Here is a 17,488-nt window from a genome sequence, read left to right on the forward strand (position 1 = left end):
CTCCCAAGGGATGGAAGGGTAGTTTCGTTTTTCGTAATATAGTTTTAATTCGAATAGACAAAATCGAAGTCTCAAAAGATAGATTGAGACCTTCATTCGAAAAATGCTATATTGAATAACGATTGTTATTTTAAAAAGAACCCAAAATCAGCCGGAAACTTTTTATAGAGCCTCGCTTATTTTTTTCCAAATGCGCCGGAAATATAAGCCTGATATAAGCCCGCTTTATGTAGCGATCGCTATGCTGTCCACACTTGGAAAGAAACTGTTAGGATAAGCTAATAGATATGAATATAAAGAAAGCACACATTCTTTTCTCGCTTTGTTTGGCTCTGGGGATGGGCTGTCAGGCAGGTGGAGAGAAAACAAGCGCGGATACTTTTTACGATAATATCGATTATAAGGGAATTCGCCTTTTCAATTTGTTTGATGATTATCCTTCCATCAAATCAGGTTTCCAAAGTTTAGAACCTATCAGTTTTAATCTTAAATTAGAATCTTCTATGACTATTCCTTACAGAGAGGATATCGTAGGATTCTTAAGGGTTTCCGGAGATCTACTTCTTAAGCCGGAAGCTCATGTGCGTCAGTCTCTCATTAGAGTTCATTCTCTTTTAGATCGTATAGAGAACGCGCCGAATAACGCATTCGATACACTTCAACCTTGGTTGGAAGCATTACGCAATTATCGTAAACCTGTACTTCGTAATATGGCACCGCTTAGCCAGACTGCGTTGAAATACATGTATACTACTTATTCCAAAGAAACTATGGAAACCAAATTTAAAGAGGTTTCTACAATATTAAAAGATCCTGAAATTAAGATCCTTTTTGTGGAATTGGAAGATGTACTAGACAAGGCAATCAATCAAAACGCGAATGCGAAAGCGGCGATTAAAGGATTACTCCAAGGGATGGTGGATCCTTCTCTCATTGCTGACAGAGTAATGAAAGAAAAGTTGATTCAGATGATATCTGCGGTAGGAAAGTCGTTTCGCCAAAGAGCAGGTTTTAGTGATGCTAAATCATCCGAAACAGTTCTGAAAAATCTAGTAGTTAATTTAGAGAATTATTATACTGCGGCTACTCCCGTTTTGCCTGGGGATAATGACCCGAGCGATGACGATTATACTTTATATTCTGATCCTAGTTTTGCTGATTATCGGGATGCTACATATCCTGCGGAGCTTTCTTCCATTTTATCTGAGTCTTTTCGCTATCTGAGACCAATGCTTGGGAAGGGTGGAAACTTTACTGCAGATCCGAATGTTCTTCTCTCCTTAGAAATGGCGAAAAATTTCGCAAAGTTTGATTTCGCAACAAGCATTACTGGTGTGGATCACTCTTTAAGAGAATTAATCAGATTAGACGCAAACGGTTTGGACAGATCCAATCCAGCGAACATCACTAGCAGTCCAATTACCGCTCTTGAATCTTTGATGTTCATTCTGACTTTGTCGGATGTTTACGGATATCGTTGGGCAAATCTTAGTGATAACACTACGAAAGCATTAGAAACGAACGGTTCGAATGGCGGCCCGATGACCGGAGGAGTGCTTACTGTAGGTGATAGTATTCATTCTATGAATTCTGCAATGACCGGATCGATCGGGATTAAGGAATTCATGAAGCAAAGTGCGAATGACGGAGCCGTTTTTAAAAACGGGGACGCAAGTACTCCTACCGCTTTGACGATCGGGTTGAATACCCCCACTTTAACTTTGTTAGAGGCTCCGGACCCAAACATCATCCCTGCTGCGAACGATGCAGTTTATACTAAAACAATTCCATTTATCATGAAATTGATCCGGACAATTTTGATTTCCGGAGGCGGGCCATATTATAATAAAAACCGCACAGACTCGAATGGAAACGTATATACCATCGATGGAAAACTTTATAAAGATTCGAACGGAATAGATCAGATTTATAAAGAATCTTGGAATTCTTCTGAATATAGGATCAAAGTATCCAATACTGCAAGCGGTTCTTGTAGTGGTGGAACAATTTGTAAATGGGTAGGTCCTGGAGGAAGAGAAACAAATGCGGTTGTTGCAAATAACTCTTTCACTCCGGTTGCCTCAGGAGTAAATGCTTCCGGCGCGAAAGGATGGAGCATCCCAGTTTGGGAAATTGCAAAAGATAACGCTACTGAAAGAGCTGTAAATACCGACGAAGAAGCCATCTATAAGAACTTCCAGTGGCTACTTCATGAAAAACGTATGGTAGCTGTGATCCCTCTTCGTGCCTCCTTGGGCAATGGAGTTCCTTACAAAATGGCTGCTTTTGTGACTGTGATTGCAAACGGGTTGACTGGTTTGATGAATGCAAGACCGGTTTTAGCTAGCGGAACAAATTGTTCAGACAATCTGAATGCGATTTGGAAAATTAAAAATGCATTCTTAAAACCTGGATGTGCAACTCCAGCAAGTAAGCCTGACTTTAAGACTCCTGGGGTGCCAATTCTTCAAGAAAATTTTTCAGATGTTCCCGGTGATAGTCTATTCTACTTAGAGGCTTGGGATTATGGCACCAGCGGAACTGGGCCTCTTACATTCAATAGCTTAGGAGATGCTTCCGTATATAGTATCTTCTATCCGGATCCGGACGGGTACGGTGTTCTACCTCAGGTAATTGCAGCAAACTTTGCTGTTATGGAAAGATTATCCTTTTTGACTCCGGACAAAATTTTACCTTCCGGACCAAACGTTGCTCTATATGGAAAATCGGTAGATGAATCTTGGGAGCAAAGGAATAGACTTCTACCTTTGATACTTTCCCTTGCATGGACTCTAGATGATCAAGCAAGTCCAAGCTTAAATAAAAACCCGTTCCAAATTTTAACCGGATTGAGTGCGGCTTTAACTAGACCTTTACTTGCTCGTATCCAAGATCCTTCATCAAGTACCCCGGGTACTACGATCGATGTTGTAAAAACAGTCAATGTTGATTCTGATATCAGAAGTAACTCCTCCACTGAAGGAGAGTATTTCTTCCGTTATTTGGATCCAATCTCGAGTAAACCAGTACGTTCTCCTCTTTCTATCCTCGCAGAAAATGAAAGAAGATACCAAGACGGTCTTTTGAATCTAATTTCAAGAACGGATCTTTTAAGCACTTTCGTACAAATGCTGGCTGAAATGGGAAAACCGGAAAGAGCAAGCGGAGCTCAAATTACTTTCCAGGCGATCGCAGATTTGATGGGTGAGATAAAACTTTCGAACGAAAGTCCTACTGCTATTCAATTTAATCTGCAAGGATATCTGGGTGAGATCCGAGATATGGTAGCTGCTTTCCCTGATTCGAGAGTTACCAATATTTATGATCCTGAATGGGATAGGTTGGGGGTATGGGCAGTCCGTATCCGAGATTATTTTGATCCGGATTCTGTTTATAGTCTTATCTCAACCTTGGATTTTTCTATGGATATGATCATAGACAATGTTCCTACAAACGCTCAATTGACCTCTGTCGTTGATCTTTTGGGAGGACTTGTTCGTGATAATACCAACACCCAGGATTATTTAATTACGAATTTATTAAGCGTAGATACGGCCGACTTGGCACAAGTTTCCGCACCTTACGGAAGAAGCACCGTGGGAGTGTTGATGGGAATCGTTAAGACTGGAGAATTCTATACTTACTTAGAAACGGATATGAGAAGTCCGTATTCACTCAAATCCATATTCAAAGATGCCAAAAGACTTTTGGTGTCGGACATGATACAAACACAAAGAGAAGACGAAAGCTCACTGATCTATACGGCAGGAGTGTTGATGGGTATTTTTGCGGATCTTGCTTCAACGGGTAAAAAACAATTCCCGGATGGGTTCGTATTCTACGACAGATTTAACGAAGATGAAAACTCTGACACCTATTGGGATAGGTTCGTTACGGTATTCACCCGGTGAGAATAATGAAGAGAATTTTTTTGGGAAAAATGAGTCGAGGGCTGGAAATGAATCTGAAAAATATAAAAATTTCTAATGTCGATAAGGGAATCAAACTCGTAATCCTTTCTATTTTGTGGGCTGTAGTTTTAGGATGTAGCCCGGAGAAAATGAAAGGATTTGCAATGTCGGATGTTTTCGACTTGGGATTCTTTTCAGGGGGAAGGATATTTGATGCTAATCCTAATCTTCAACCTCCGTATAACAGTGTGGACAATGATACCGCTGTTCTTCCGGTAGATTTCGGCTCTAGCAGTCCTCAGGCTACCTTATTCATTAATTCTGTTGAGAACGTGGATAGATACAAGGAATTAGAGATCCGCTTTTCTCACCCAATGAATAAAACCACAGTAGAGCAAAATTTTGCGATTACTGGGAATTCAGGGAATCTGATCGGACCTAATCCTGGTGGAGAATTTTACTGGAAAAGTCCTCAAAGGCTATTTTTTAACCCATATCGTGAATTAAAACCTACAGAGACCTATACTCTTACTATTAATCCGAATGCAGCTACCATTGCTGGAGTTTCTTTAGAAAATTATAATATTAGTTTTAGAACGACTGCGGATTATAGTTTGACTAATAAAATTACTCAAGGAAGTCAATATACTCTCAATGGATCGAATGATATGACATTCGATCAGTCTGCTGCATTACAATTGGCTTCAAATTATGTAAATCCGGTAGTAGGTGAGAATTATATCCAATCAGTTTCTTTAAAAAAGATTGGTTCTACTAATTCTCAGGATATTTGTACCACTCCTCCTTGCTCAATGAGTGCTACAATTTCCTTGAACTTAAATACTTCTCAGGTCCCTCCTACTGTCGGTGGGAATACCTACTACTACGAGATCATTACTGCCAACGGAAAAACTTTCCGTAAGTATTTCAGCTTTAACTACGGTAAATTAGAGAATGCGAACGGCGTTCTTCCTTACGTAGCAAACGGTGTGATGGATGAGGCTCAGATGCTCCCATTCTTAGGAAAAGCCATCCAGAAATATACCACAGGCGCTTTCAAAGTAAAAGATTCAACCGGAATACCTCGTACCTTCCAGGAATTCTTATTAGGAATGCCCGATTTTCCTAAGAAAAAATTCTTCGAGAACAATGCTTGGACTATCGGTGAAGCTTGTATGAGACAAGACGGTAAGATGTCCGGTAATGCGAACGAAGCTGCCTTTAAAGATTTCGAATATATTCCTGTATTCGGAGCTAAATCAGGCGGTGCAGGAAGGGGATATTGTTGGGTAAGACACCCTGATTGTGTTACGGATAACGGACCTCCTTATCACCCTAAAAAACGAAATGGGATCGATAGAGACCAATGGTGGAATATATACAATAGTAATAATTGTGGCCAAAACCAGAATAACGCGAATTACCCTCAAGCTTGTAAGAATTTATTCCATTGGGGTGAGGCTGCTTGGAGTCTTTGTCATTATCCTACCGACGTAAAAACCTATAAAAACGGCGGATATACTTCTACAGTATTCTCTACATTCGGTAGACCGGAAGGAGATATTACATCAGCCGGAGAAGACTTATTAGATTGTGCGTTCCCTGCATGTTTCTTCGATTCATATCATATCGAAAAAATAGCTCCGGGACCATTCTCTAAATATAGCGCTATCTTAAACGTAGCATCCGGTGGAATTGCGGACGGAAGTGCAGCGATCACATTAGACGTATACGTAACGGACATGAGACTTCCTAAGATGGTTCGTTGTGGATCGAATAACGCAACTCATGGTTGTGCCGCAGGGACTGGGACCCAATTAGGAAACGTTGTTGCAGACTTAAAAGTGAACCCCGGTTCTGGAGGAGTAAATCCTGGCTTAGGTTTGGATCTAAAATCCAGATATACAGAAGTGGATCTTTTAGTCGTGTCTCGTTTTGAGGACTGGTATGGAGCATTTAACGGACCAGGAGCATTGCTTGTATTCAGAACAACTGCTAAGTTGAACTGGGATCCAGCAGTAGAAGGAGTTTTGAACCCAGCAGGTTATGATTGGAACGACGTAAAACTTTCTAAACCCCGTTTGGCTTTAGCTCGTACTCGTAATAATATGACAGTGACTTCGGACGGTTTGATCAATATGACCGTTAGGACTCCATTCACTGTGAATGACGATTTCTTCCCTGATAATCCTAGTATTGCACAGATACTTTCGAATACGAATAACTTCTTCATTCGCCCATGGGCAAACCCTTTGCATATGTCTTTAGCAGGTTTATATCCTGGAGAAGATACTTCTGACTTCATGTATACAGCTCCAATGACTTACATTCATGGTAGTGAAGGTTTCAACACTATCATCGAAGCTCTCGTAGGTAGAGAAGAGTTGAGTAATATGGCGAACCTAACTGTAGACCAAGTAAAACAGATCATCACTCAGTATATGCTTAGGGATATCGTACAAAGGATTGCACCAAACGTTCTGAACTCTGTAATTGCGGATTTAAGAGATACTGGGGTTACGATTACTTTACCAAGTTATCTTCCTCCACCTCTTGGAAACTTCCCGTTAACAGTGAAGTTTAAACTGAATACGGATGCTTCTATCAAACATGATGGAACTAATAAAGGTCTTGTGACTTCTTTGGACTTCGCGTTTACAAGTGGTTATAACCCACCAGCCGGACTAAGGACCCAGTCCGGAAAAACCGGAATGGTTACGACCAGGACTTGGACTGCTGCGAATCCACCTCCTTCTACATATCAGTTCAGCCAATCCGCTGCGAACCCTGGATTCTTGATATCCATGCACACTGATACAATTTCTCAGGCTGCATTCCATTTATGGCAGAGAAGGGGATTGGATATCGTTTTGAATAAGGCATTCATCGATGGAATGAACGCTTTTGCAGGTGCGGACCCACTATTTGCGTTAACCACTTCTTTCTTAAAAGCTTCTCCTTTGGTTACGATCCTCGTGCCAGGAAGAAACAAATTACAAGGTCTAAATGGTTCTAACGCAATTGCGCCTCCGGTAAAATCTTATGATGATATCGATATGGTGATGTCTCCGATCCATGCTCCTAACGTGAAGTTCAAACCTATGACTTCCGCTGGAGTACCTAAGATGAGATTGTATTTCACTGAAATGCAATTACAGATCGTTGCTAAAAAACCGACTTCTTGCACAGGGCTTGTGGATACCGAACTTACCGAATGCCAAGCGGATACAAGAGCGAACGGTTACCAACAAACTCTTGGAACAGTTAGGATCAGTTTTGCTGCAGATGCAGACTTCCGTTTCAAAATGTTCTCTAACCCGACCAATAACCCTGCGTTTGCTAACTTGAATGCACTTCAGGTGATCTTAGATCCGGTGAATAACTTGGATTATGCAGTAGAAGTTTTGGAAGGGCAAACTTACAATCCATTCGGTTTGGATCCTGAAGGTATTAAGTCGGTGATCGCTCCGTTAGTCACCACTCTGGTAATTCCAATGGTAAACAGTATTATGAAAGAGATACCTATGCCTCCGGATATCACATTCCCTAAATTGATCAACCCTGCAGGAACTCAATCCTGTGCGATCAGTGCGAAGAGTGATAAGGTACAATTCTTCACCTTGAATACTCCTCAAGTTGCGGATCCGTATCTGTTAGGAGGAATGAGATTTGTAGGACAGGCTGTAACAGATCCTGCATCTCTGATTGTCTGCCCTTAAATACTCCTAGCTATTTCGAAAAACTAGATGTCGAAATGACCGAAAGGGTTTTCCCCTTTCGGTTTTTTTTTAAGGAGCTTCTCGGATTACTAAATTAGAAAAAGCTTATGAGTGAGTCTTCACTCAATTAAGATTGTGTAATTTTGATTTTCTTTTGCTACAGTTTCGCAAAAGTTTTTGTTCGATTTTTATCGAACGGCATTCATTATTTCATAACGATCGTTAGAACGTGCTATATAATTTTATAAAAATGAAAAGGAAACCCATTCAAATACTTGCATTTAAAAATAGTGAGCATTTAGTCACAATTTTTGTCCCGTTTTCATAAATGGGTTGCAGGAATCCGGATAAGATAGGAAACGAAAAGTGGATATGACGTATTACCAGCTTTCATGTTACTTGGTGGTGACTGTACTAGTCTACCGTACGATTCATAATTTAGTTTTATATTTTAGAAATCGGAAACAATCATACCTTCTTTATTTTGCATTATTGCAAGTAGCGTATGGTGCTTATTTATTCTGTTTTATCCAAACAATCAATGCAGAAAATCCGGAAAGGGCCTTGATCTGGGAAAGAGTGGAGAATGCGACAGCGGTAGTATTTGCCACCTTTATCGCATTGTTCGTGAATAATTATAAAAAACTTTTTAGCAGAGATTTCATTCTTCTATACGTATTCATGAACTTGATCCTGGTAGGGATACTATTGCAGGATCCAAACGCTTATACAATGAGCGTTTCTCATCCTAAACATTTTCCTTCTTTAGGCATTATCATCTACGAAACAGACCAGCCTACGATCATGCAGTTTATCTTCCTTTCTAGTATTCTGATGATTATATGGACCGTTATGAAAGTAATGGGTCAGGTCCGTAAGAATAGATTCAGGAATCATTTCCTATTTTACGGATTGGTATTATTCTTTGCGAGTTTGATAGCGGATATCCTGGTAGCGAGCGATATAATCGGTATTCCTTATACTTCTCATTTTAGCTTTTTGATCCTTATGTTCTGTGTGGATAGCTTCCTAACGGTGAATAAGTCAGAAAGGGAAGTCAGAATGGAATTCAAGGAATCAGTTTCCAAATGGCTCACTAAGCCGGAAGCTTCTTCTTTTGGACTACAAACAAAGGGCAGAAGTGTAGAAGGTTCCGAATCTGCAGTTAATAAAGAGAAGGGTCGTAATCCTAAAAAGTTAAGTGTTAGGGCTTTAGGTCCATTAGAATTGGATTTGGACGGAAAGAAGATCCCTGCAGCCGAATATTCCAGTAAGAAAAAACTACTTAAACTCATTAAACTATTATTAGTTCGTTTTGGGAAAGGTGTTCATAAAGAAGAATTATTAGAGAATCTCTGGCCAGGGATGTCCGAGAAAAATGCTCTAAATAGCTTACATGCATTACTTTTCCGTCTTCGTAAAATATTAGGGAACCCGGAAGCAGTCGTATTCGCTGAGGATAGATTATTCTTCCATCCTGATCTGGTAGAAGCTGACTTTGTGGAATTCGAGAAAAAATTCGAGGCTGCAGGAAAACTTCTTCGGAACAAAAAAGAAGAAGAGGCGGTGCAATCTTATAGAGAAGCACAAGAACTATATACAGGGGACTTTTTCGAATTCGATCTGTATTTCCCGGAATCGGAATTAAAACGTGAATATCTACGCAAGAATCTGATCGAAATTTATAGAATTCTATGTGAATATTCTCAGAAAGCAGGAGATGCAAATTCTCTACTTTCCGATTCAGAAAGTTGGATCCGTCTGGATGATCTGGACGAAAGAGCTTGGAGATTTCATTTCGAATCTTTACAATCTCTTGATCGTAAAAACGAAGCTCTGCGCAAATTCGAGGATATGAAGAAGATCCTGAAAAAAGAATTAGGCGTGGAACCTGACCAAGAAACAGTTTCACTCATTGAAAAGATACGAGTTACTTCTCCAGTGGGCTGATTGTTTTGGAAACGCTGCACTATAAAATAAAACGCTCATTAGAAAAAAAATATTGGACGAAGTAAATCCCTTCTGTACGTTCTTCCAGAATCCCCCATATTCTAAGTAAAAAATAACCCCCGAATTAAAATGAATAAACGAATCCTTTTTTTTGTAACGATTGTTACAATTACCCTGGCAAACTGTTCCATCGTATATAGAGTTACCGGTAAAACTTTAAACTCTTACGCCCAAGACCATTTGGTTCCTTTTTATCTGGCTTCCGACGATTTGGATGCGATCTGTACTGGAGGAACTGCACTTGGACCTTTGGTAGCTTCTTTTGAAAGGACAGGAGCTTCTGTGGAATTGGCTACTATGGTAGCACAAATGGGAGCAGGGATGTGTGCAGAAAAGCAGGCTCAAGAGGCTGAACTTTTATATATTGCAGCAGTGCGTAAGGGTAAGGGAGAAGAAGCATTGGATCACCAGGCAAGACAGATCCGTTACCATGGGGTTGCCGCAAAAAGATACGGGGACGCACATAATAGATTCCTTCAATACTTCGGAGAATGGAATGGGAAATGTCCTTCTATCAGCGATGACGAAGAGTTATATTATTTGGTAGGACTTTCTTCCGGATTATTGGCAATTCTTCACGATTTTGCTTCTCAAGGATATGCCGGGATCACTCGTGAAGTGCCTAGCGTTGTTGCAGGCGGATCCAAATGTTTGGATTCCAAAAAATGGTGGGGAACTCCTTTAGCATTAGAAGCTGTTGTATGGCTTTCCGTTCCGGGTGCGACTCCTGATGGAAAAGATGCTAATAAACAAATGGAAGAAGCCGTTAAACAGGGCGACCAAGCCGGAGTTCGTATGTCCAGAGCCTTCCAGATCCAAGCCGCAGCCGGAAAAGGTGATGTGGAGAAGATCAAAAAACTTATATTAGAACATTCTAAAGTTATCAGCCAAATCCCTGCTAAGAAAGAATATCTTTTCTTGGAAGCGTTTGCTGAAAATTTATCACGTCATGAATCTGATAAAATTTGGATGAAAGAGACCGGACATAGGGGACCGATTAACTTCTCCTCTTTCCCGGGAAAAAAGAAAAACAATAAAGAAGAAGACGATCTGTTAAAAGATCTTTGAGCGGGTTCTTGGGTGGAAAACGAAAAAAAAGGGACCTTAAGGAGAAAAAACTATATGAAGAAGTTTCTCATTCTATCGGTAATCATTCTCGGGACTTGGATGTCCGTAGGTGTGGGAGCAGCGGAGACTGTGGATCGATCCATGTGTGTATTCGATCCTTCCGGAGCACACGGAGACGTGTTTAAAGCGGCACAAAGATACCAAGCACAAGCTTTAATATGGGGAATCCGTCTGGATCTAAAAGCTTATACAGACGAAGTGGTAGCAAACTCCGACTTCAAAGCCGGAAAATGTAATATGGCATTCTTAACTTCTCTTAGAGTAAGAAGTTATGTGCATGAATCAGGATCCATTGAAGCGATCGGTGCATTGCCAAGTTATGACCTTCTCCGCAAAACAATCGAAGCATTATCAAATCCTAAAGTAAGAGAACTGAACACGGACGGCGACTTCGAGACCATGGCTATGTTCCCAGGTGGAGCTGTTTATCTTCTATTAAGAGACAAAAACCTGAAAGATATCAAAGACTTGGCTGGTAGAAAGATCGCTACTTTAACTTACGATCAGGCTGCCACTACTATGGTGGATATCGTAGGAGCTTCTATGGTTCCCGCCGAGATCGCTACTTTTGCAGGTATATTCAATAACGGAAGAGCGGATGCTTGTTATTCTCCGGCAATCGGGATCAAACCTTTGGAATTAATGAAAGGGATTTCTCCGAATGGTGGAATCGTTCGTTTTCCGATCGGACAATTGACCTTCCAAATCGTGGCTCGTCACAAAGATTTTGCAGAGGGTTTCGGGAATACATCTAGAGCATGGGCAGCAACTCAATTTGATGCAATGCTTTCTCTTACCAAAAAAGCTGAGCAAGAAATTCCAGCTAAGTTTTGGATAGAAGTTCCGAAAGATCTTCAAAAGAACTATTTCGAAAAATTCAGAGAAGTTAGAATTAGGCTGAGAGACAAAAAAGTATATCATCCTACCATTCTGAAATTAATGAAAAGGGTTCGTTGCAGCGCGGATAAAGAAGCCGCTGAGTGCGCGGATAACCTGGAATAATTTCTAAAACTAACACAAAAAAGGCGGGAAATTTCTTTCCCGCTACTCTTATATCAATCAATCGCAGATTCCAGAGGATATTCTATGTGGAGAAAAATCGTTTCCTGGGCGGTATTATTCTTTTTATTCGTACCCCTTGTTCAAAGTGGAAGCCAGTTAGTCCAAGCTAGGCTACTAGGCTTAGGCGGCAGTATTTGGCCGAATTATGCAATGATCCGAAATGTTTGTGTCGCGGATCCGAATGCGGAAGCAGATACAAAAGCAGAAGTCAGCCAAGCGGATATGGACGCCTTGGATGATATTGGTCTTGGAGATACAACTGGCGGGAAGAATGTAGGAGCTCCAACAGGACCTACTGAAACCCAATTAGAGTTAGAAAAACTGGCCGGTTCTTTAACTACAGGACAGAAATTATATTGTGGATTCGAACGCAGGCTTTCTTGGATTACTATCTCAGCAATAGATTATATTCCTATGACTATGGTGTTCTTGCTTATCGTAGCCGGAACTGTTTCCACTACCAGAAGATACCATATCGCTCTTAGGAATCCTGAAAACTCAAAAGAGGAAAAGATCACAGAATGGAGCCAGATCATCGCGAATACGATCATCATGGTATCCGCTGCATTCATGTATCCCCTTCAAAAAGGTGTGGAAGCTCAGATTCAGGTGCTTTGGGTTTTGGGCCTTATACTTTTAGCAGGATTAAATTTTTATAATTTAAAAAACCCTGTATTTAAAAGCGGGGAAGGTAAGCAGAATACTAAACTTTCCAATGCATTATTATGCGTTCCTCTATATGCTTGGATGGCGTTAATCTGCGGATTATACTTCTTTATTTTGGAAAAACACCCGGCTGGACTTGCGATCTATCTGCAAAAATTGACGGCACATGCTCAACTTTATATTCAGATCGGTCTTTATGTTTGGACTGGAATTCTTTTAAGAGATACTTCCTTAGGAAAAAGATTTTTCGATCTTTTGAATCCGTGGAAACTTCCTTCTGAATTATTGGCGGTGATCATCGTTGTTGTTGCCGCTCTTCCTACTGCTTATAGTGGCGCTTCCGGGATTGTGGTTTTAGCATTAGGTGCTACAATCTTCAAGGAATTGAGAAGAGCAGGTGCAAGCCAAGAGAGAGCACTCGCAGCGACTGCAATGTCTGGAAGTTTAGGAGTCGTTCTTCCTCCATGTTTACTCGTGGTGATTGTCGCTTCTTTGAACTTAGAAGTGACTACTGACGAATTATTCCATTGGGGTTGGAGAGTGTTTGCACTTTCTTCCACCTTATTCTTGATAGTCAGTTGGTTTAGTAGAACTGAATCTTGGAAGATCAGACCAGAGCAAGATGCATTCAAAAAGTCTTTACTGGCATTCAAATCTTTCTCGGTGTATTTGGTGATTTCAATCGCTATCGTTCTTACGATCGTTCTTGCGCTTGGAACCCATTTCGATGAAAGAACAGCACCTTATATCCTGCCGATCGCGATGTTGGCACTTCTATTCATAGATTATAAAATTTCCAAAAAGGAAAAACTGGAAAAGGGAGAAACTCATAATGAAGAAGTGGAACTTTCCAGAACTTCTTATGACGCTGGCTCACATTTAGGCGCGCTTCTTCTTCTGATGGGATTATCCGCTTGTATGGGTGGGGTTTTCGAAAGATCAGAAGTGATCAATCTATTCCCGACTCAATTGGGATCGCCAATGTCTGCGATGTTAATTTTGACATTCGCACTTGTGATCATTGGGATGCTCATGGATCCTTACGGAGCTGTGATCCTGGTTTCCGTAACCTTGTATCCGATCGCTAAGGCAAATGGTATTCATCCTTTGAATTTCTGGATGACTGCGCTTGTTTCCTTCGAGCTAGGTTATTTGACTCCTCCAGTAGCGCTCAACCACTTGCTGACGAAACACGTAGTTAGAGATCTCTTAGTAGAGGATAAAAGTTTAGAAGGAAAAGGTTTCTTTGCAAGGCACGAACATATCGTGATCCCGATTATTGTTCTAACACTTACCTTGCTTGTGACCGCTTTCGGGCCCATCCTATATTCTAAATACGCTGGGTAAGAGAACAGAGTTTAAAAAGAATTAAGGGTTTTCACACAGAGACACGAAGTCACAAAGTTAATTCGATGTCCGATGTAGGAGTTCCTACATCGGATGTCTGAGGGATTTAAAAAATCAATGTTGGAATTCCTACATTGTCGGGTTTGTTACTATTAAAATAAAACCCTTAGTGATCTTTGTGCCTTTGTGCGAAAACCGCAGCTAACTATTTTTACTTTTTCTTTTTCTTCTTCTTGTCTTTGGCCTTCGGAAATTCCAGTTTAGAAGGATCGAAATTTCCTTTTGCAAATTGTTTTTTCTTGGTTTCTATCCAAGGTAAAACCCAGACAAGTTCTTCAGCCAGAGCAAATAAGTTTTCGTTAATATCCACAAGTTCTTCTACCACTAAGAAGTAAGCCACGCTGGATTTTAATTTGCTATCACCTTTGCGGATACGTTTCATCTGGTTTTTGTAGATACGGACTTTGATATCCGAAAGTTCTTTTGTTTTTTTGCCCGATCTTGCCTTTTCCACTAAACCAGGAACCTTGTCGGATTGAGCCAGAAGTTCAAAAAGATCTTCTGCAAGTTTACGAAGTTCTTTTAGATCTTCTCTTTCGTCTTTGGTGAGTCCGGTTTGGAAACGATCTATCTTTTCGGAAGTGTTTCTATGGATATTTGCAAGATTCTCCGCGATACGATCTATATAACCGAGTGCATTTGTGAAAGGGTGAATTGATTGGAAATCAGACTCATCGAAATGTCTATCAACCAGACTTAAAAAACCGGAGATAGAAGATTCATAATTCTTCTTTAAGTTCTTTAATATTTTAGAAGCCTGTTTGAAGTCCTTCTTTTTTCCTCCGATATAACCGGAAGAAAGTGTATTCATCGCCTTCTTCTCTAATAATAGATTTCCTAAAAGAGAAGAAAGTGATTTGGAGAGTGCCTTTTCCGGATGTTTGGAAAGTAGAAGAAGTTTTTCCAAATTTTCATCGTATTCTGCCTTTCTTTTTTTGTGGATTCGATTGAATGCAAGAACCAAGAAGAATGTGAATATTAAAACTACTACTACTGCTGCAAATCCGAAGTAATAGAATAGTGCTGCGATAAATCCACCCGTAAAGGAAGAGAATACCGCAGTCATAAACCATCCGCCGACAACGGTTAAAACTCCGCTCACACGATTGACCGCATTTTCTTTCTGCCAGGCTCCGTCTGCGAGTGAGGTCCCCATTGCCACCATAAAGGTTACAAATGTAGTTGAAAGTGGGAGTTTTTCGATGGTTCCGATTAGGATAAGCGCAGAAGCGATAAGTATATTTACGGAGGCTCTGAGTAAATCGAAAGCATCACTTTCATGCAAACGAACTAACTCCAATGTTCCGCTTTGTTTGAATCTGGAAGAGATCCAATTTCTGATAATAGAAGGCAAAAATCTTTTTATTGGGTAGTAGATCCCGACTGCGATTTGAACGAATACTCTTGCAACCAAGCTGGATTGATAAGCTTCTACAGTTTCTCCTTGGGAGCCTAAACTTACTTCGGTCCTAGTTACGGTTTCCGCCTTCTTGGATTTGAATAATGCGATGATCATGATGAGTGCCGCGCCTATCAGAAGCCTATTGTCAGTAAGAACTTCTTTTCCTAAACCTGATGCCATTGTATTTGCATCCCAGTTTGCCGCTTTGATCAGTTCATGAGTTTGTAAACTTGCGATTGGAACTCCGATAAAGTTTACTAAGTCATTACTCGCAAATGCCATCGCAAGCGCTGCAGTTCCGAATAATACTACGATCTTCAGAACATTAATTTTAGATAAGATCAGAATTTGGAATAGGATGGAAAATCCTATAAAACTTAAGACCAGAATTGTTTTAAAATTGGTTTGGATCCAAGCTAATACGTCTTTGCTTAAGAAAGTGGATCCTTTCATCGCAGTAAGAAGAATGAAAAATATCACAACTGTGACTGCGAGACCTGAAAAAATCCCACCGAACCATTTCATTGTTTTTTCCAAACGGAAACTGAAGATCAATCGGAAGAAGAACATCAATATCAATCCCGCAAAGAAAGCGAGTATTACAGATAATGCGATCCCGAAGATGATCTTTAAGGCCGACTCCGAGTTTATGATCTTAAATGCATCGTTTAATGTATCAGCTTTGAGAATTGCCAGGACCAAGGAGGCACCCAATAATTCAAAAACTAAGGAAACAGTAGTGGAGGTAGGAAGTCCTAATGTATTGTATAAGTCCAGAAGGATGATATCTGAAACCATCACCGCCAAAAATAAGAACATTAATTCAGCTAAACTGAAAAATTCCGGGTGAAAGATCCCTTTTCTCGCGACTTCCATCATTCCGCTGGAGCTTAAAGCCCCGAGTAAGATACCAAATGCAGAAACGATTAGGATGATTTTTCTGGAGGCCGCTCTAGAACCGACTGCTGAATTTGTAAAGTTCACTGCGTCATTGGAAACTCCGACGAGTAAGTCCATTACCCCGAGTACAGCCATGACTGCTACTATGATTAAGAAAATATCCATGTTCTTATTTCCTGGAATTATTGGAGAAGAGCACCCCAGGCAGGGTGATTTGGGTAGTATTTAAGGCAAAGTAGGAGCCTCAACCTAAATTTCCGCGAGTTTCTTTTTCAAAATGTGGATTATGAAATGGGCTTTCGATTTCTCCCCGACCTGAAAGAATGGGTGATCTAACCGGTTTTTTTAGAAAGCAGAAGACCGATTAATCAATCGTCACGATATACAAAAGGAGGCGGTATGAAGATTTCAGTGGGCAATCTTCCCCAGGAATGGAAGGAAGAAGATTTGGAAAAATTATTCTCCAAATACGGGAAGGTCGAACATCTTTCCATCAAAAAGGATAAACTCACAGGACGTTCTCTGGGTTACGGTTCTTTAGAATTGGAAGATGGGGCGGCAAAAAAGGCCCTGGAAGCTTTAAACAAGTACGAGGTTTCCGGAAAAGTTCTAACGGTGGTAGACGCCGACGAATGGAAGAAAGAATTCGATAAAAAACAATCCGTGAAAGGTGGGCCAAGTCACAATAAGGTGCAGGGTAGCCAGACCACGGGAGGTTTTGGAAGTTCCGTCAGACGTACTGGAGGTAGAGGAAAATGAATCTAAAAAGAATCTATATATTAACTGCAATTTTAATCTCAGCATTCGTTTTGAGCCTGGGTGTATTCGCTCAAAATGGTCTGGTGATTAAAGACATCAAAAAGGGAACAGGGAAAGAGGCCTTCAATGGGTCTAACGTAACTGTACATTATACCGGCTGGCTTACCAACGGAAAAAAATTTGATAGCTCGAAAGACAGAGGAACTCCATTCCGTTTTGATCTTGGTGCTGGACAAGTGATTCGCGGTTGGGACAAAGGAGTCCAAGGTATGAAAGAGGGCGGGGTGCGTAAATTGACTATCCCTCCTGAATTAGGTTACGGAAGTGCTGGAGCTGGTGGAAGTATTCCCCCTAATTCTACCCTGATTTTCGAAGTAGAATTGATCAAAGTTTACTGACATTTCTGTGTTAAATCTGTTGCTTCTGTTCTTTTGGACTAGAAGCAACAGTAGAAAAATATCACGATTTTACTTCAAATCACGACAAACCTGCACCTTAGCTTATCTCAATTCTCCTTTTTTTTC

Annotated in this window: 9 protein-coding genes; 8 read left to right on the forward strand and 1 reads right to left on the reverse strand. The window is 40.6% G+C overall.

Features of this window, described 5'->3' with window-relative positions; all coding sequences use genetic code 11:
* Positions 1-287 precede the first annotated feature (287 nt).
* The 6 genes from CH377_RS07905 to CH377_RS07930 all read left to right on the forward strand — a co-directional run bounded on the left by CH377_RS07905 (position 288) and on the right by CH377_RS07930 (position 13,843).
* Complete coding sequence (locus tag CH377_RS07905) at positions 288-3,911, forward strand: tryptophan 2,3-dioxygenase (RefSeq protein WP_100723292.1); 3,624 nt, start codon at positions 288-290, stop codon at positions 3,909-3,911.
* Between the two features lie 5 nt (positions 3,912-3,916).
* Positions 3,917-7,630 carry an Ig-like domain-containing domain gene (locus tag CH377_RS07910; protein ID WP_100723293.1) on the forward strand — a complete coding sequence of 1,238 codons (3,714 nt, stop codon included), beginning with the start codon at positions 3,917-3,919 and terminating at the stop codon, positions 7,628-7,630.
* 372 nt (positions 7,631-8,002) lie between these two features.
* Entirely contained in the window at positions 8,003-9,580 is a 1,578-nt protein-coding gene (locus tag CH377_RS07915; RefSeq protein ID WP_100723294.1) for a BTAD domain-containing putative transcriptional regulator, read from the forward strand.
* Positions 9,581-9,709: 129 nt separating this feature from the next.
* Positions 9,710-10,708, forward strand: coding sequence for a hypothetical protein (locus CH377_RS07920; protein WP_100723295.1), 999 nt, complete (start codon positions 9,710-9,712; stop codon positions 10,706-10,708).
* Between the two features lie 54 nt (positions 10,709-10,762).
* Positions 10,763-11,770 carry a putative solute-binding protein gene (locus tag CH377_RS07925; protein WP_100723469.1) on the forward strand — a complete coding sequence of 336 codons (1,008 nt, stop codon included), beginning with the start codon at positions 10,763-10,765 and terminating at the stop codon, positions 11,768-11,770.
* Between the two features lie 84 nt (positions 11,771-11,854).
* On the forward strand, positions 11,855-13,843 hold the full coding sequence (locus tag CH377_RS07930) for a TRAP transporter large permease subunit (RefSeq protein WP_100723296.1): 1,989 nt from the start codon (positions 11,855-11,857) through the stop codon (positions 13,841-13,843).
* 211 nt (positions 13,844-14,054) lie between these two features.
* Here CH377_RS07930 and CH377_RS07935 read toward each other — a convergent pair whose 3' ends face one another.
* Positions 14,055-16,370, reverse strand: a complete 2,316-nt coding sequence (locus CH377_RS07935; RefSeq protein ID WP_100723297.1) for an inorganic phosphate transporter — start codon at positions 16,368-16,370, stop codon at positions 14,055-14,057.
* Positions 16,371-16,604: 234 nt separating this feature from the next.
* Between CH377_RS07935 and CH377_RS07940 the strand changes: the two genes are divergently transcribed.
* Together CH377_RS07940 and CH377_RS07945 are read left to right on the forward strand one after the other, a co-directional pair.
* A complete protein-coding gene (locus CH377_RS07940) occupies positions 16,605-16,964 on the forward strand; it encodes an RNA recognition motif domain-containing protein (RefSeq protein WP_100723298.1) in 360 nt (119 codons plus the stop codon).
* Complete coding sequence (locus CH377_RS07945) at positions 16,961-17,362, forward strand: FKBP-type peptidyl-prolyl cis-trans isomerase (protein ID WP_165780502.1); 402 nt, start codon at positions 16,961-16,963, stop codon at positions 17,360-17,362. Before CH377_RS07940 ends, CH377_RS07945 begins: the two co-directional genes overlap by 4 nt.
* The last annotated feature ends 126 nt before the right edge of the window (positions 17,363-17,488 follow it).

It is taken from the genome of Leptospira haakeii (assembly GCF_002812045.1).
GTDB classification, from domain to species: Bacteria; Spirochaetota; Leptospiria; order Leptospirales; family Leptospiraceae; genus Leptospira_B; species Leptospira_B haakeii.